The 15,280-nt window shown below is 53.5% G+C and carries 16 protein-coding genes and 1 tRNA gene; 12 read left to right on the top strand and 5 right to left on the bottom strand.

Annotated features, from left to right (window positions below; genetic code table 11):
- Window positions 1-77: 77 nt before the first annotated feature.
- Window positions 78-290, bottom strand: a complete 213-nt coding sequence (locus tag ABOC32_RS21525) for a cold-shock protein (protein WP_016499013.1) — start codon at window positions 288-290, stop codon at window positions 78-80.
- 163 nt (window positions 291-453) lie between these two features.
- Window positions 454-759, bottom strand: coding sequence for a hypothetical protein (locus ABOC32_RS21520; protein WP_426808781.1), 306 nt, complete (start codon window positions 757-759; stop codon window positions 454-456).
- A gap of 337 nt (window positions 760-1,096) precedes the next feature.
- On the opposite strand from ABOC32_RS21520, the gene thrS reads away from it, so the two are divergent.
- From thrS to ABOC32_RS21465, 11 genes are all read left to right on the top strand, one after another.
- Window positions 1,097-3,019 (top strand): threonine--tRNA ligase, encoded by a 1,923-nt coding sequence (gene thrS / locus ABOC32_RS21515; protein WP_016499015.1) that lies wholly within the window; start codon window positions 1,097-1,099, stop codon window positions 3,017-3,019.
- The gene (gene infC / locus ABOC32_RS21510) at window positions 3,019-3,570 is read left to right on the top strand and encodes a translation initiation factor IF-3 (protein ID WP_016499016.1); all 552 of its coding nucleotides are present in this window, start codon (window positions 3,019-3,021) and stop codon (window positions 3,568-3,570) included. The genes thrS and infC overlap by 1 nt, the downstream gene beginning before the upstream one ends.
- 61 nt (window positions 3,571-3,631) lie before the next feature.
- The gene (rpmI, locus tag ABOC32_RS21505) at window positions 3,632-3,826 is read left to right on the top strand and encodes a 50S ribosomal protein L35 (protein ID WP_003250667.1); all 195 of its coding nucleotides are present in this window, start codon (window positions 3,632-3,634) and stop codon (window positions 3,824-3,826) included.
- A gap of 27 nt (window positions 3,827-3,853) precedes the next feature.
- Entirely contained in the window at window positions 3,854-4,210 is a 357-nt protein-coding gene (rplT, locus tag ABOC32_RS21500) for a 50S ribosomal protein L20 (protein WP_009394046.1), read from the top strand.
- A 109-nt stretch (window positions 4,211-4,319) separates the two neighbouring features.
- Window positions 4,320-5,336 carry a phenylalanine--tRNA ligase subunit alpha gene (gene pheS / locus ABOC32_RS21495; RefSeq protein WP_016487883.1) on the top strand — a complete coding sequence of 339 codons (1,017 nt, stop codon included), beginning with the start codon at window positions 4,320-4,322 and terminating at the stop codon, window positions 5,334-5,336.
- A 31-nt stretch (window positions 5,337-5,367) separates the two neighbouring features.
- Window positions 5,368-7,749 (top strand): phenylalanine--tRNA ligase subunit beta, encoded by a 2,382-nt coding sequence (gene pheT / locus ABOC32_RS21490; protein ID WP_059395896.1) that lies wholly within the window; start codon window positions 5,368-5,370, stop codon window positions 7,747-7,749.
- Window positions 7,750-7,753: 4 nt separating this feature from the next.
- Complete coding sequence (ihfA, locus tag ABOC32_RS21485) at window positions 7,754-8,056, top strand: integration host factor subunit alpha (protein WP_003250679.1); 303 nt, start codon at window positions 7,754-7,756, stop codon at window positions 8,054-8,056.
- Window positions 8,037-8,393 carry a MerR family transcriptional regulator gene (locus ABOC32_RS21480; protein ID WP_014591553.1) on the top strand — a complete coding sequence of 119 codons (357 nt, stop codon included), beginning with the start codon at window positions 8,037-8,039 and terminating at the stop codon, window positions 8,391-8,393. The genes ihfA and ABOC32_RS21480 overlap by 20 nt, the downstream gene beginning before the upstream one ends.
- 116 nt (window positions 8,394-8,509) lie before the next feature.
- Window positions 8,510-8,586: transfer RNA gene (locus tag ABOC32_RS21475), tRNA-Pro, on the top strand.
- A gap of 184 nt (window positions 8,587-8,770) precedes the next feature.
- Window positions 8,771-9,745 (top strand): HamA C-terminal domain-containing protein, encoded by a 975-nt coding sequence (locus tag ABOC32_RS21470; protein WP_426808780.1) that lies wholly within the window; start codon window positions 8,771-8,773, stop codon window positions 9,743-9,745.
- Entirely contained in the window at window positions 9,745-12,282 is a 2,538-nt protein-coding gene (locus tag ABOC32_RS21465; RefSeq protein ID WP_426808779.1) for a DEAD/DEAH box helicase, read from the top strand. Before ABOC32_RS21470 ends, ABOC32_RS21465 begins: the two co-directional genes overlap by 1 nt.
- 274 nt (window positions 12,283-12,556) lie before the next feature.
- Here ABOC32_RS21465 and ABOC32_RS21460 read toward each other — a convergent pair whose 3' ends face one another.
- Window positions 12,557-13,042, bottom strand: coding sequence for a hypothetical protein (locus tag ABOC32_RS21460; protein ID WP_426808778.1), 486 nt, complete (start codon window positions 13,040-13,042; stop codon window positions 12,557-12,559).
- A 709-nt stretch (window positions 13,043-13,751) separates the two neighbouring features.
- Here ABOC32_RS21460 and ABOC32_RS21455 point away from each other — a divergent pair.
- Window positions 13,752-14,258, top strand: coding sequence for an HNH endonuclease (locus tag ABOC32_RS21455; protein ID WP_426808777.1), 507 nt, complete (start codon window positions 13,752-13,754; stop codon window positions 14,256-14,258).
- A 198-nt stretch (window positions 14,259-14,456) separates the two neighbouring features.
- On the opposite strand, the gene ABOC32_RS21450 is transcribed toward ABOC32_RS21455, so the two are convergent.
- Together ABOC32_RS21450 and ABOC32_RS21445 are read right to left on the bottom strand one after the other, a co-directional pair.
- Window positions 14,457-14,720, bottom strand: a complete 264-nt coding sequence (locus ABOC32_RS21450; protein WP_426808776.1) for a DUF3077 domain-containing protein — start codon at window positions 14,718-14,720, stop codon at window positions 14,457-14,459.
- A 163-nt stretch (window positions 14,721-14,883) separates the two neighbouring features.
- Complete coding sequence (locus tag ABOC32_RS21445; RefSeq protein ID WP_426808775.1) at window positions 14,884-15,126, bottom strand: hypothetical protein; 243 nt, start codon at window positions 15,124-15,126, stop codon at window positions 14,884-14,886.
- Window positions 15,127-15,280 lie beyond the last annotated feature (154 nt).

Raw genomic sequence — 15,280 nt, 5'->3', positions numbered from 1 at the left:
CGAAGAGGCCCGAATTGGGTGGCGCAACGCCCATAAAAAAACCCGCCACAAGGGCGGGTTTTTTCACAGCTTCCGAATTACTCCGGACGAACCTGAGCAGCCTGCATGCCCTTCTGACCGCGCTCGGCGACGAAGGAAACTTGCTGACCTTCTTTCAGGCTCTTGAAGCCGTCGGATTCGATGGCCTTGAAGTGAACGAACAGGTCGTCGCCGCCGCCTTGTGGGGTGATGAAGCCGAAGCCTTTCTCATCATTGAACCATTTGACGGTGCCGGTTTGGCGATTGGACATGGGATGAATCTCCAGAAACTTGAAATTTTTCGAAGTGCCTAGACGCCTGAGCTGTCTGGCACAGATGACATCATAGTCTAATTCTGCGGAAGTAGCGCCTTTTACCTTCACCGGATGTTGATCCAGCGCAAAATAATGGTCAGCCACCCCCGGGTTTAAGGTTTCAGCGCTTCGGTGCGCAGGCCTGTTGCACCACGGTCTGGGCCTTTTGCATCAGCTTGGCGTCCACGCCATCCTTGCTGTCCAGGTCGGCAATCTCGGCGTCGGTGAAATTCTTTTTGATAGCTTGTGCGCCGCAGTCGCAGTGTTTTTTCGCGGTGGCAGCGTCAACGCCCTGGCTGCCGGCCACTTGCGTGCACTGGGCGGTGTAGGCGGCCTCCTTCCCAGCAGGGAAGTCGCCAGCGTTGGCGGCCACGGGCAGCAGCAGGGCGCCAGCGGCCGCCAGGGCCAGAAGAGACGGAACTCGCATAACCGGTTACTCCTTGGGTCAAGGTCTCATCAAGAGTAGGTTGCTTCCCAAAGTCTGAGCGGTATTTTTCCGCGTTAGTTCACCGCTGTGGTGCAATTTCCAAATATTTATGCCTGCGGTGCAACCCGCGTGCTAGCATGCTCGGCTTGTGGTCGCGCTGTGCCGGCTGCAGCTATCTTTTTTCTTTCCAGTCACTCTGGTTCGTCCCTTGCAAGCCGAAAGGCTTCTGCCACTGTGAGGCAGGCTTCCTTATAAAGGAGGGCAGGTCGGATCTTGTACTGGCTCATCCCAACCCACGTGACCTTTGGTAGGGGTCACCACTAGGAGAGGAGGCGCCATGCCCACTATTACTCTTCCCGATGGCAGTCAACGCTCGTTTGATCACGCCGTATCCGTAGCCGACGTTGCCGCTTCCATCGGCGCCGGCCTGGCCAAGGCCACCGTCGCCGGCAAGGTCGACGGCAAACTGGTCGATGCGTGCGACCTGATCAGCCACGACGCCACCCTGCAGATCATCACCCCTAAAGATGAAGAGGGACTGGAGATCATCCGTCACTCGTGCGCCCACCTGGTCGGCCACGCGGTGAAGCAGCTGTACCCGACCGCCAAGATGGTGATCGGCCCGGTTATCGACGAAGGCTTCTATTACGACATCGCCTACGAGCGCCCCTTCACCCCTGAAGACATGGCCGCCATCGAAAAGCGCATGATGGAGCTGATCGAGAAAGACTACGACGTGGTCAAGAAAGTGACCCCGCGCGCCGAAGTCATCGACGTGTTCAAGGCCCGTGGCGAAGACTACAAGCTGCGCCTGGTCGAAGACATGCCGGATGAGCAGGCCATGGGCCTGTACTACCACGAAGAATACGTCGACATGTGCCGCGGCCCGCACGTGCCGAACACCCGCTTCCTCAAGGCATTCAAGCTGACCAAGCTGTCCGGTGCCTACTGGCGCGGCGATGCCAAGAACGAGCAGCTGCAGCGCGTGTACGGCACCGCCTGGGCCGACAAGAAGCAGCTGGCTGCCTACGTTCAGCGCATCGAAGAAGCCGAAAAACGCGACCACCGCAAGATCGGCAAGCAGCTCGACCTGTTCCACCTGCAGGAAGAAGCCCCGGGCATGGTGTTCTGGCACGCCAACGGCTGGACCGTGTACCAGGTACTCGAGCAGTACATGCGTCAGGTTCAACGCGCCAACGGCTACCTGGAAATCAAGACCCCGCAGGTTGTCGACCGCATTCTCTGGGAACGTTCCGGCCACTGGTCCAACTACGCCGAGAACATGTTCACCACTTCGTCGGAAAGCCGTGACTACGCGGTAAAACCGATGAACTGCCCGTGCCACGTGCAGGTGTTCAACCAGGGCCTGAAAAGCTACCGCGACCTGCCGCTGCGCCTGGCCGAGTTCGGTGCCTGCCACCGTAACGAGCCGTCCGGCGCCCTGCACGGCATCATGCGCGTGCGTGGCTTCGTACAGGACGACGCGCACATCTTCTGCACCGAAGAACAGGTGAAGAAAGAAGCCGCCGACTTCATCAAGCTGACCCTGGACGTGTACAAGGACTTCGGCTTCAGCGACATCGCCATGAAGCTGTCCACTCGTCCGGCCAAGCGTGTCGGTTCTGAAGAGCTGTGGGACCGTGCCGAAAGCGCACTGGCCGACGCCCTGAACGAATCGGGCCTGGAGTGGGAATACCAGCCAGGCGAGGGCGCCTTCTACGGCCCGAAAATCGAGTTTACCCTGCGCGACTGCCTCGGCCGTAACTGGCAGTGTGGTACCCTGCAGTACGACCCGAACCTGCCAGAGCGTCTGGACGCCAGCTACATCGCCGAAGACAACAGCCGTGTTCGCCCGGTCATGCTGCACCGTGCCATCCTCGGTTCGTTCGAGCGCTTCATCGGCATGCTGATCGAGCACTACGCTGGCGTGTTCCCGGCGTGGCTGGCGCCGACCCAGGCGGTGATCATGAATATCACCGACAAACAGGCCGATTTCGCCCTCGAGGTTGAGAAATCTCTGAACGGTAGCGGTTTCCGTGCCAAGTCGGACTTGAGAAATGAGAAGATCGGCTTTAAAATCCGCGAGCATACTTTGCTCAAGGTCCCGTACCTTTTGGTTATAGGGGACCGCGAAGTCGAAACGCAGACCGTTGCAGTGCGTACTCGCGAAGGCGCAGACCTGGGCTCCATGCCCGTCGCCCAATTCGCTGAGCTTCTGACACAAGCGGTTTCCCGGCGTGGTCGCCAAGAATCGGAGTAATGACTATTAAGCGTGAAATGAGAAACGATAAGCGTGCTGTACCGAAGGCCCCGATCAACGAGAATATCTCGGCCCGCGAGGTTCGGTTAATTGGCGCAGACGGCGAGCAGGTTGGCATCGTCTCGATTGATGAAGCGCTGCGTATCGCTGATGAAGCGAAGCTGGATCTGGTAGAAATCTCTGCAGACGCGGTACCACCGGTCTGTAAGGTCATGGACTACGGCAAGCACCTCTTCGAGAAGAAGAAGCAGGCCAACGAAGCCAAGAAAAACCAGAAGCAGATCCAGATCAAAGAAATCAAGTTTCGTCCAGGGACGGAGGATGGGGATTACCAGGTAAAACTACGCAACCTGGTACGTTTCCTTACCGATGGGGACAAGGCCAAGATCTCTCTGAGATTCCGTGGTCGTGAGATGGCCCACCAGGAGCTGGGCATGGAGCTGTTGAAGCGGGTTGAAGCTGACCTGCTTGAATACGGCACCGTTGAGCAGCATCCGAAGATGGAAGGACGCCAGCTTATGATGGTCATCGCCCCCAAAAAGAAGAAGTAATCTCCCGGGCACGGCAGGCCTGATGATTATTGTGTAATTTTTTTCGAATGCGGAGTTCAACATGCCAAAAATGAAAACCAAGAGCGGTGCTGCGAAGCGCTTCCTGAAGACAGCTTCGGGCTTCAAGCACAAGCACGCTTTCAAGAGCCACATCCTGACCAAAATGTCGACCAAGCGTAAGCGTCAACTGCGCGGTGCCAGCTTGCTGCACCCGTCTGACGTGGCAAAAGTCGAGCGCATGCTGCGCGTTCGTTAATTCTGGTTAAGATAGAGGAAGTTACTCATGGCTCGTGTTAAGCGTGGCGTCATCGCTCGTAAGCGTCACAAGAAAATTCTGAAACTGGCTAAAGGTTACTACGGTGCACGCTCGCGCGTATTCCGCGTAGCCAAGCAAGCGGTCATCAAGGCAGGCCAATACGCCTACCGCGACCGTCGCCAGAAGAAGCGTCAGTTCCGCGCACTGTGGATCGCTCGTATCAACGCCGGTGCCCGCAACAACGGTCTGTCCTACAGCCGTCTGATTGCTGGCCTGAAAAAGGCTTCGATCGAAATCGACCGTAAGGTTCTGGCCGATCTGGCAGTGAACGAAAAAGCGGCGTTTGCTGCGATTGTCGAGAAAGCTAAAGCCGTTCTGGCTTAAGTACCCGCGACAATCACCCGGCGGCGCTAGCGCCGTCGGGCATTGAACGTCATCGATAGGGGAAGAGCCTTCAAAGCTCTTCCCCTATTTTCGTATCTGGAGTCTGTACATGGAAAACCTGGATGCGCTGGTCTCCCAAGCCCTAGAGGCCGTGGAGCGCGCTGAAGACATCAATGCCCTGGAACAGATCCGGGTTAATTATCTCGGCAAGAAGGGCGAGCTGACCCAGGTGATGAAGACCCTGGGCAACCTGCCAGCCGAAGAGCGGCCGAAAGTCGGCGCGCTGATCAACGACGCCAAAGAGCGCGTCACCGTTGTGCTCAATGCCCGCAAGGCCGCCTTTGAAGAAGCCGAGCTCAGCGCTCGCCTGGCTGCCGAATGCATTGACGTCACCCTGCCAGGCCGCGGCCAGGCCACCGGTGGCTTGCACCCGATCACCCGTACACTCGAGCGCATCGAGCAGTTCTTCACCCACATTGGCTACGGCATCGCCGAAGGCCCAGAGGTCGAAGACGACTACCACAACTTCGAAGCGCTCAACATCCCAGGCCACCACCCGGCCCGGGCGATGCACGACACCTTCTACTTCAATGCCAACATGCTGCTGCGTACCCACACCTCGCCGGTGCAGGTGCGGACCATGGAGTCCACCCAGCCGCCAATCCGCATTGTGTGCCCAGGCCGCGTATACCGCTGCGACTCGGATATCACCCACTCGCCGATGTTCCACCAGGTCGAAGGCCTGCTGATCGATCGCGATATCAACTTCGCCGACCTCAAGGGCACCATCGAAGAATTCCTGCGCGTGTTCTTCGAAAAAGAACTGGCGGTGCGTTTCCGCCCATCGTTCTTCCCCTTCACCGAGCCGTCCGCCGAAGTCGACATCCAGTGCGTGATGTGTTCCGGCAACGGCTGCCGCGTGTGCAAGCAAACCGGCTGGCTGGAAGTGATGGGCTGCGGCATGGTGCACCCAAGCGTGCTGCGCATGTCCGGCATCGACCCTGAAGAGTTCCAGGGCTTCGCCTTCGGCATGGGCGCCGAGCGCCTGGCCATGCTGCGCTACGGCGTCAACGATTTGCGTCTGTTCTTCGACAACGACCTGCGGTTCCTAGCCCAATTCCGCTAGGCCCAATCGACGCAACTTTCAGGAGAACAGCATGAAATTCAGTGAACAGTGGCTGCGCGGTTGGGTAAACCCGCAAGTCTCCCGTGACGAACTGGTCGCCCGCCTGTCCATGGCCGGCCTCGAAGTCGACAGCGTTACCCCCGCTGCCGGCCAGTTCAGCGGCATTGTCGTGGGCGAGATCCTCGCCACCGAGCAACACCCGGACGCCGACAAGCTGCGCGTGTGCCAGGTGACCAACGGCCAGGAAACCTTCCAGGTCGTGTGCGGCGCGCCTAACGCCCGCCCAGGCATCAAGATTCCGTTCGCCATGATCGGCGCCGAGCTGTCTGGCGACTTCAAGATCAAAAAGGCCAAGCTGCGCGGCGTCGAGTCCTTCGGCATGCTGTGCTCGGCGGCCGAGCTGGAAATCAGCGAAGAGAACGACGGCCTGCTGGAACTGGCGGCTGATGCCCCGGTTGGCGAAAACATTCGCACCTACCTGAGCCTGGACGACGCCAGCATCGAAATCGGCCTGACGCCGAACCGCGGTGACTGCCTGTCCATCGCCGGCCTCGCCCGTGACGTCAGCGCCCTGTACGACACCCCGGTCACCCGCCCGGTGGTGCCGGCCGTAGCGCCTGCCCACGACGAAGTGCGCCCGGTCGAAGTCAGCGCCCCGGCCGCCTGCCCACGCTACCTGGGCCGCGTTATCCGTAACGTCGACCTCAGCAAGCCAACCCCACTGTGGATGGTCGAGCGCCTGCGCCGCAGCGACGTGCGCAGCATCGACGCCGCCGTCGACATCACCAACTACGTGATGCTCGAACTCGGCCAGCCGATGCACGCCTTCGACCTGGCAGAAATCAACGGCGGCATCCGCGTCCGTATGGCCGAAGAAGGCGAAAAACTCGTCCTGCTCGACGGCCAGGAAGTTGCCCTGCGCGCCGACACCCTGGTCATCGCCGACCACACCCGCGCCCTGGCCATCGCCGGCGTCATGGGTGGCGAGCACAGCGGTGTGAACACTGAAAAAACCCGCGACCTGTTCCTGGAAAGCGCCTTCTTCGAGCCGATTTCCGTTGCCGGTAAAGCCCGTTCCTACGGCCTGCACACCGATGCCTCGCACCGCTACGAGCGCGGCGTCGACTCGCAGTTGGCCCGCGAAGCCATCGAGCGCGCTACCCAGCTGCTGCTGGACATCGTCGGCGGCGAAGCCGGCCCGGTGGTCGAAGCCGTCAGCGAACAGCACCTGCCGAACGTGGCCCCGGTCACCCTGCGCGACGAACGCATCACCCAGATGCTCGGCATGCAGATGGACCCAGCCCAGGTTGAGCAACTGCTCAACGCCCTGGAGCTGACCACGACCCGTGATGGGGAAGGGCAGTGGACCGTAACCGTCCCAAGCCACCGCTTCGACATCAGCCTGGAAGTGGACCTGATCGAAGAGCTGGCCCGCCTGTACGGTTACAACAACCTGCCGGTTCGCTACCCGCAAGCCCGCCTGGCCCCACAGGGCAAGCCGGAAACCCGTGGTGACCTGCCAACCCTGCGCCGCCTGCTGGTTGCCCGCGGCTACCAGGAAGCCATCACCTACAGCTTCATCGACCCGAAACTGTTCGAACTGTTCAGCCCGGGCGTAGAGCCCCTGCTGCTGGCCAACCCCATCTCCAGCGACATGGCCGCCATGCGCGCATCCCTGTGGCCGGGCCTGGTCAAGGCACTGCAGCACAACCTGAACCGCCAGCAAGACCGCGTGCGCCTGTTCGAAAGCGGCCTGCGTTTTGTCGGCCAACTGGGTGACCTGCAGCAGCAGCCAATGATTGCCGGCGTTATCACCGGCAGCCGCCTGCCAGAAGGCTGGGCCAACGGCCGCGACGGCGTCGACTTCTTCGACGTCAAAGCCGACGTCGAAGCCCTGCTGGGCTACTCCGGCGCCCTGAGCGACTTCACCTTCAGCGCCGGCAAACACCCAGCCCTGCACCCAGGCCAAACCGCCGCCATCGAGCGTGACGGCAAACTGGTCGGCTACCTCGGCGCCATCCACCCAGAGCTGGCCAAAGCCCTGGGCCTGGACCGCCCGGTGTTCCTGTTCGAGCTGGTGCTGGGCGACGTGGTCGAAGGCCGCCTGCCGAAATTCAGCGAACTGTCCAAGTTCCCGGAAACCCGTCGCGACCTGGCGTTGATCGCAGGACGTGATGTAGCTTCTAGCGCGGTGCTTGAATTAATTCGTGACAATGCAGGCGAATGGCTCACAGACCTCAGGCTGTTTGATGTCTACCAAGGTAAAGGCATTGATCCTGATAGAAAAAGCCTTGCCGTCGGCTTGACCTGGCAGCATCCATCGCGCACTCTTAACGACGATGAGGTGAACACTACCCTGCAAAACATCCTCACCTCGCTTGAACAAAGGTTGAACACCACGTTAAGGAAATAACGGCATGGGTGCTCTGACGAAAGCTGAGATGGCCGAAAGGCTGTACGAGGAGCTGGGGCTTAACAAGCGTGAGGCCAAGGAGCTGGTCGAGCTGTTTTTCGAAGAAATTCGGCACGCACTTGAAGAGAACGAGCAGGTGAAGCTGTCCGGTTTCGGCAACTTCGACCTCCGCGACAAACGCCAGCGGCCGGGCCGCAACCCCAAGACAGGGGAAGAGATCCCGATCACTGCACGGCGCGTCGTCACCTTTCGTCCAGGGCAGAAGTTGAAGGCCCGGGTTGAGGCCTATGCTGGAACCAAGCCATAACGACGAACTGCCCCCCATACCGGGCAAACGCTACTTCACCATTGGTGAAGTGAGTGAGCTTTGTGCGGTAAAGCCGCACGTGCTGCGGTATTGGGAGCAGGAGTTCGACCAGCTTAACCCCGTGAAGCGGCGGGGGAACCGGCGGTATTACCAGCGCCAAGATGTGCTGATGATCCGCCAGATTCGCGCGCTGCTTTATGACCAGGGGTTCACCATTGGCGGGGCCCGGTTGAGGCTTTCCAGTGATGAGGTTAAGGATGAGTCGAGCCAGTACAAGCAGCTGATTCGGCAGATGATTGTTGAGTTGGAGGATGTGCTGGTGGTTTTGAAGAAGTGAGCTGGGCTTTTTCTGATGAGTGGAAATTTTTTTGAGAAAAAGCTTTCATTTATCAGAGGGTTAGGGTACATTCTTCAAAGTTCTCGGCAAGATTGAGAACATGCTTCAAGCCCAGTCGGGGCGTAGCGCAGCCCGGTAGCGCACTTGCATGGGGTGCAAGGGGTCGAGTGTTCGAATCACTCCGTCCCGACCATTATTGAAACGAAAAAGCCCAGTCGGTGACGACTGGGCTTTTTTTTGTGTTTGAAAAATATATGTAACAAGATTAGCGGCCGCGGCTTCAACTTTTTCCTTTAAATATGGGGTATAGTGGCTTATTGGTATCCTTTTTCGTATTGATTTACTATTGGGATAAATTTCAAAGGAGTGGAAGCGTTTTGGATGGTAGTTATCAAGACCAGTCACTGAGGCTCGGAGCCTCGCTGCAGCAGGTTCTTCAAGACCACTCTCGCTTTGCTAGCCGGATTCGAGAAGTAGCCCATTCAGTCGAATCAGAAAACTCCAACTTGACGCTGAGACTACATTATCCTTCATTTAGGAATGGTAAGCCGACAATAGCCGAGCTGGCTGAAGTTTTAAGTTACATGGTTACGCACTTTTGCATACCGCGTTCGCAGTTGGCTAGTTTGAGCTCTCCAGATTTTGATGCTGATCATAGATTGATTGAATCAAACAGGCTTTACCGAAAAGCTATTCAGCTATTTAAAAAGGCACAGAAGTTATCAAACCGCAACGGCGAAGCTGGAGAGCTTTTGCTTTTTGTACTTACTGAGTGGATATTAAAGGCTCCTCAGATTCTCGCAAAGATGTCGCTAAAGACGAATCCCAATATGCCAGTGCATGGAGCAGATGGTATTCATGTCCGTTATTGCTCTATCAGCGGTAGTCTCAAATTTTATTGGGGAGAATCAAAGCTCTACTCAGATCTAGGCTCTGGGGTATCTTCGGCTGTAAGATCCGTTTGCGAAGCTTTAGCTGATGATGCTTTAAGTCATGAGTTAGAGTTGGTTAAAAATAATATAGCCTTGACTGGTCTAGATGACTTGGCGCGTGTTGAACTACTGAAGTACTTGGATCCTTTTGACGAAAGTTATAATTCTAGGCAGGATGTCGTCACTTGTTTGATTGGTTTTGATTTTTCAAAATACGCAGAGCTGACGGGTTCTCATGATGTTGAGGAAAAGTTTAAATTTCTTGCGGAAGAAAAATTGAAAGAGGTTGAGCCTCAGCTCTCACGCAGTTTTTCTCGCAATGAGCTATTGCACACGGAGATTCAGCTTTTTTTACTCCCTCTACCTTCCGTTCAAGAGCTGCGTGATAAGTTTCAGGATGTGATAGGGTGGGAGGAGTAATGATTCAAGAGCTAGCTGACAAAATTTGGAGTAATCCAAAATTCCATAGAGTAGTTTCGCTAATTGAATCGGCTTGGCTTCTTTCAGAACTTAGAAGCGGTGAGCTTATTGATATTTCGCAGGCTGATATTATAAAGTCACTTCAGGCCGCCGCTGCTCTTGCTTCCTCTGCCAAGATCGCTCATCGGAAAGTGGCATACCGGTTGGCGACCTCTATTTATGAGCTGTTTAATAGTAATGAGTTTAGATTAGATAAGCCTCTTAGAGTGATTCTTACTAGGCTTGATAACATCCCTTCGCTTCAAACTAAGCAAGGTATCGCTGAGGTTGGCAATGAGTTGCCCTTAAGTCTTTTGCTCGAAGAGGTTGACTTGGCGCAAGAGCGTCATGTTGTATTTGGCGATAGAGACATATTTCTTACGAGGTTTCAATATCAGCTTTGGCAGGAGCTGTGTTCAAAGAATAGTGTAATAGTCTCGGCGCCTACCTCAGCAGGTAAATCTTTTGTACTCCAGAATTTTCTTTTAAAATATTTTAATAGTCGTGCGGCGACTGCTATTTATATAGTGCCTACACGGGCTTTAATTTTCCAGGTGAGCAACGACTTGCGGGACGTATTCGAGGGATATGAAACGCATGCTCCTGAAATTACTACTATTCCAGCACCGCCTGGCGAAATAATTTCAGATAATACATTGTTCGTGATGACGCAAGAGCGTGCCCAGCTTCTCCTATTGAATCATCCAACGGTCAGGGCTGACTTAATTGTAGTGGATGAAGCTCATTCGATCGGAGAAGGCTCGCGAGGGGTCTTACTACAGAATGTGGTAGACGAGCTGATGGGACGTAACAGGCGAGCTCAATTTATGTTTGCATGTCCGATGATAGAAAATCCCGATGTATTTAGTAGGGTTTTTGGTCTGACTGATATTCATGAGCTAACAACTGATGAGCCTACGGTTTCGCAGAACTTTATTAAGTTATCCGTTTCGACTGAAGATGATGAAATTCTAAATGTCGGTATGTACGCCGAATCTGGTAAGTATTTAGGAGATATAACTAATTTAAGAATATTGCCGAGCTCCAGTACCCGGATAGATCGCATGGCTTGCATATCAACCACTCTAGGGGAAGGGTCGGTTAATATCATATATGCGAATGGGGCTGACGAAGCAGAGAGAACAGCGATTGCTATCTCTAAATTGCTGATGCCCCGAGAGTATAGCGTGGAGCGGGAGGAACTTGCACAGCTTGTTCAGGAAACTGTACATAACAACTATAAGTTGGCTGATTGTGTGCGAAAAGGCGTTGCCTTTCATTATGGTGAAGTTCCTTCAAATATACGGCGTGCGATTGAGGATGGTGTTGCTTCAGGTATTTTGGACTATCTTGTCTGCACAAGCACCCTTCTCCAAGGTGTTAACTTGCCCGCTAGGAATATTTTTCTATATAAACCGGAGAAAGGTAGTAATAAACCTTTGGTTTCTACTGACTTTTGGAATTTGGCGGGAAGGGCAGGTAGACTCTTGAAGGAATTTAAGGGGAATATATATCTGATAAATTATGAAGACTGGAAAGAGCAGCCGTTGGAAAGCGCTAAGACTGCAATGGTCGTTTCCTCTTTGGGGGCAGCTGTATCGGGTGAAATAGACCTTCTGTTGCAAGCGATGACTAATTATCGAGTAATAGGATCAAAAGATTCATCGAGCATGGAAAGCGTTTTTTCGCGTTTGTTTGTTGATTTGTCAACTGGGAGATTAGATGAAACCCTGTCTCGGGTAGGTCTTGTCGATGGTATGAGTAATTATCAGAGGATAATAGAGGCATTAGATATTGCTGAAGGCAGAATTAAACTTCCTGTTGCTTTGCTTAAAACTAATCCTAATATTTCGCCGTATAAACAACAGGCTATGTTTGATGAGGTGCTTGAGCTTTTGAGGGCTGGTTCGGTGGAAGATCAGAACTTAATACCGATTCACCCTAAGCACTCTGGGGCGTATGATTCATATGTAAATATATTTAGATTGTGCCATCGACATATTGGCGGGATCGAAGACGCTGAAGCTCTTTCTCGATTCCATGCTTTAATTGCTCTAAGGTGGATGCGTGGCTGGCCACTTTCTCAGATAATTGACAAGCAGATTGAGCGGCAACCTAGTGCCGAGGTTCGCACAGTAATTAGAGAGTCTTTAGGTACTATTGAGCAAGATATGCGTTACCAGGCAGTCAGGTACTTCACTTGTTACTTGTCTGTATTAAAGTACGCGATGGAGGTAGAGGGGTTTTCTCGGCCTCTGGATGGGCTAATTCCAGTTGTTTTGTTTTTGGAGGTGGGTGCGTCGGATGCAACCACTATTAGTTTTATCTCGCATGGGTTGTCCAGGGCGACATCGAAGCGTTTGGCTGATAAGTCAAAGAGTAAGCGGATGACACCCAAAGAAGCGAGGTCCTGGCTTATAAATGTGGATCTAATTAAGCTAGATCTTCCTCCAATTATGATGTCTGAGATTATGAAAATAATCAGAGGCTGGCTATAGTGTTGGGGTATGCTTTTTGAATTAGCAAAGGGGCTGCGGCACAAAACTGAGTGCAACACCTGACCCATTCGATACGGGTCAGATACATCCAACAAGAGAAGCGCCTAACCCACAATCGACCAAAAACACGCTACCTAAATGTAACCTTTGGTGCTTCTTATCGATTTATCATTATTATCCATGCAGCAACCTATACATGAAAGCTCTTCAGAAAAGCCTAAAATACGCGACTTGACCAATGAGTCCAATTCGGATTATTAGCAATAATCGCGGTTCACAATAAATCTGGAATGCCATCAATAAAGGGGGTGGAGTCGCCAAGATCAATAGTGGAAACTTTCGGTGAGCTCCCATACAATCTAACCATGAAAGTGTGTTTTTTGTCAGTCGGCCGCGATGAGGAGGAAAAATGCCAATACTCCGTATCAAGTTCAAATTCATAATTAACTAGGGTGGAGTTAATTCGATTGTCTTGTGCTAGCTTGGACAGCTTGTTTTTTAACTCAGCACGCTCCTTGCCTTTGTTTTCCAATTGATTGTCTGAGTCAAAGTATTCGATAAAGCATTTTTCTAATATTTTTCCTTCTAGCTCGACATCTACCTCATCTCTCACAGCGTTAGCTAACAGGAATCCTGCTCCTTTCTGTGCGTGCAAAGCCTGCACTGAAACTTTGAGGGTATTGTAGTAAATTAATACGTCATTATCTTGAGGGAGCGCCTTATAAATTATGTTGGTCAGCTCGCTGTGCTGGCCGCTCAATGGTCGCTTATCTGGGTTTTTTGTAATGCCTACATACTCAACATTGGTCCCGAATCCGATGTCGATACAAAATATTGAAAAAAGTCATGAACCGAATAAGTATATCTATCGCTAGTGCATTCAACTATTGTTATGTGCTTTTCTGCAACTTCAAATTCTGGTTTGTAGGGCGTCTCATCGTCAGGATCCAAAAACTTCAGGTATGCCGCTTTCGTCTTGCCTCTAATATCGAAATAAACTGCGCAATAACCACTTACAGTGATCAGTGCCGGTAGCACCTGCGTATTAAACCTGATCTTAGGTCGAGTGCATATGAAATAAATAAACCGTTTCTCCAGGTTGTCGCAGACCTCATGCTTGAATCGCTTGATGCGTTCAGTAGCGAAACGACGAGTATCAAATTTTTCTCCCGCACCGTTCTTGTTGACTATTGCGTCATACCAGATCATGCAAGAGTGTGATAGCTCAACTATCCAATTTTTGTCAGAGTTTTTATAATCATCTCCGCCAGCTAGTATTTTAAAAAACCGCGCTCCATTTATCGTACCTTTCCAAAAAGAAAATCAATCAACCATGACACTGCATTCCTGGGAATGATGTCAAATTGCCACTCTGTATGCACAGCGGAAAACCCAGTAGACGGTACTCTGACGCTGGAGCCTCGCGAGGAGATCGCATGCTAGTGTTCCACTACTCGGGGTTGATCTAGATGCCTAAGCCTGCTCATGTGTACCTGGAGACTATTCCCGCTACCCGCGCGAAGAACTGCTGGCGTGACGGGGTCCGCCCCATCTCCCAAACAGATTACGATGCCATCTTAAGCTATGCGCAGCTCTTACCCTCACAAGCTGAGGCGATTGTGCCGAATACGGAAGACGATGCTTTCGACCTTGAGTCGTTCAGTGAAGGCAGCAAGACGATATATTTCGGAACCCGCTACGAGCGCCGGAAAGATCTGAGGGTGAAGGCGATCGCCTTCCACGGGCTCGACTGCAAGGCATGTCGGTTTAATTTCGAACAAGCTTACGGTGAGCACGCGAACGGCTTCATTCACGTTCACCACGTAGTACCCATCTCGCAATTTGGTGGGGAGCAGACGGTGAACCCTGAGACGGATCTAGTGACCCTGTGCGCCAATTGTCATTCGGTAGTCCACCGCAAGCGGGACATGACTCTCAGCGTTGATGAATTGAAAGGTATGTTACGCAGACGATAGGTTAACAATTCTGTGTGGACACCTAAGCGCACACTGACGATGAAGTCGGAATCAATATTCGTAGGTCTTGGCTCCTGCCGAGGACATCGCTGGGGTAGCGTTCTGTACGAAATTCGGTAAACATACCGCGTAGCCAGATTGCCTTCAAAACCGGGATTGGAGTCCAGTCTTGAAAGCATCCGGTGCGGAATCGGCAATTCAGCGCATCATGCCTAGCTCAGCATCATCCATCAGCGCCTTGGCCAAAGCGCAGAGGTAATGCGAGGCCCAGATCAACTGGGGTTTGTCTTCCATCAAGCCGTCCAGGGTCATATCCCGTGCATAACCCATTAGCTCCGAAGCCTGTTCACGGGCGCTCTGGCAAGGAATGCCGGCTTCGATGCGGAAGAGGGGATGGGTCTGGTTTTCACCTTGGTAGAAGGTGGTTTTGCCGACGGTGAATTCGGTTTCTTCTGTAGACATTGTTCAATCTCCCCGAAATCTCTAGGATCTGGGCTGGCGTCATCGCTAGCAATCCCCCCACAGCTGCTGAACAAGCGCCAAGATCTGCGGCGTAGCACAGAGCATTGTGAGGGCCTGGCTTACCAGTGAAACGCTGAGCCCAGGCGACACAATCAGTTAGGTCTCAGTGCAAGGTTCTCGGTTCACCGGGCATCTGTAGCTGAACCAACGCGGTCTCAAGTAAAGCTCGCAGCGTCTCCAATTCGTGCATCGAGGCCATCATCAGAATCGACGCAGGCGATTTGGGCTGCAGAAGCATCGCCTGATGCACGACGGTCGCCGCGCATAGCGCGTAATCCGTGGCTTGGATCAAGGTGTCTTCAAGGCAGAGAGTCTTGTGGGGTGGGGCTGGGACGATCTTTAGCATCGTGTAACTCCAACGTAAGAAAGTGGAGCTACCTCGTCCTTGCTGTCAAACAAGAAGGTGGCAGCTGTACGCGGGTTGACAGACCGAGACGTTGGCACTCGGCGCACCATAGGGTGCCCGCACGTACAGCCGCCATGAAAGCGTGCGCATGAGG

This window comes from Pseudomonas sp. WOUb67, from assembly GCF_050058005.1.
In the GTDB taxonomy this organism is placed as follows: Bacteria; Pseudomonadota; Gammaproteobacteria; order Pseudomonadales; family Pseudomonadaceae; genus Aquipseudomonas; species Aquipseudomonas putida_R.
The sequence above is the reverse complement of the archived record's forward strand: the minus strand, read 5'-3'. Positions and strand labels throughout refer to the sequence as shown.

What these genes read in the sequence shown, in the direction of transcription:
- ABOC32_RS21525 (WP_016499013.1), bottom strand. Translation starts at nt 290, where the DNA reads ATGTCCAATCGCCAAACCGGCACCGTCAAATGGTTCAATGATGAGAAA.
- ABOC32_RS21520 (WP_426808781.1), bottom strand. Translation starts at nt 759, where the DNA reads ATGCGAGTTCCGTCTCTTCTGGCCCTGGCGGCCGCTGGCGCCCTGCTG.
- thrS (WP_016499015.1), top strand. Translation starts at nt 1,097, where the DNA reads ATGCCCACTATTACTCTTCCCGATGGCAGTCAACGCTCGTTTGATCAC.
- infC (WP_016499016.1), top strand. Translation starts at nt 3,019, where the DNA reads ATGACTATTAAGCGTGAAATGAGAAACGATAAGCGTGCTGTACCGAAG.
- rpmI (WP_003250667.1), top strand. Translation starts at nt 3,632, where the DNA reads ATGCCAAAAATGAAAACCAAGAGCGGTGCTGCGAAGCGCTTCCTGAAG.
- rplT (WP_009394046.1), top strand. Translation starts at nt 3,854, where the DNA reads ATGGCTCGTGTTAAGCGTGGCGTCATCGCTCGTAAGCGTCACAAGAAA.
- pheS (WP_016487883.1), top strand. Translation starts at nt 4,320, where the DNA reads ATGGAAAACCTGGATGCGCTGGTCTCCCAAGCCCTAGAGGCCGTGGAG.
- pheT (WP_059395896.1), top strand. Translation starts at nt 5,368, where the DNA reads ATGAAATTCAGTGAACAGTGGCTGCGCGGTTGGGTAAACCCGCAAGTC.
- ihfA (WP_003250679.1), top strand. Translation starts at nt 7,754, where the DNA reads ATGGGTGCTCTGACGAAAGCTGAGATGGCCGAAAGGCTGTACGAGGAG.
- ABOC32_RS21480 (WP_014591553.1), top strand. Translation starts at nt 8,037, where the DNA reads ATGCTGGAACCAAGCCATAACGACGAACTGCCCCCCATACCGGGCAAA.
- ABOC32_RS21465 (WP_426808779.1), top strand. Translation starts at nt 9,745, where the DNA reads ATGATTCAAGAGCTAGCTGACAAAATTTGGAGTAATCCAAAATTCCAT.
- ABOC32_RS21455 (WP_426808777.1), top strand. Translation starts at nt 13,752, where the DNA reads ATGCCTAAGCCTGCTCATGTGTACCTGGAGACTATTCCCGCTACCCGC.
- ABOC32_RS21450 (WP_426808776.1), bottom strand. Translation starts at nt 14,720, where the DNA reads ATGTCTACAGAAGAAACCGAATTCACCGTCGGCAAAACCACCTTCTAC.
- ABOC32_RS21445 (WP_426808775.1), bottom strand. Translation starts at nt 15,126, where the DNA reads ATGCTAAAGATCGTCCCAGCCCCACCCCACAAGACTCTCTGCCTTGAA.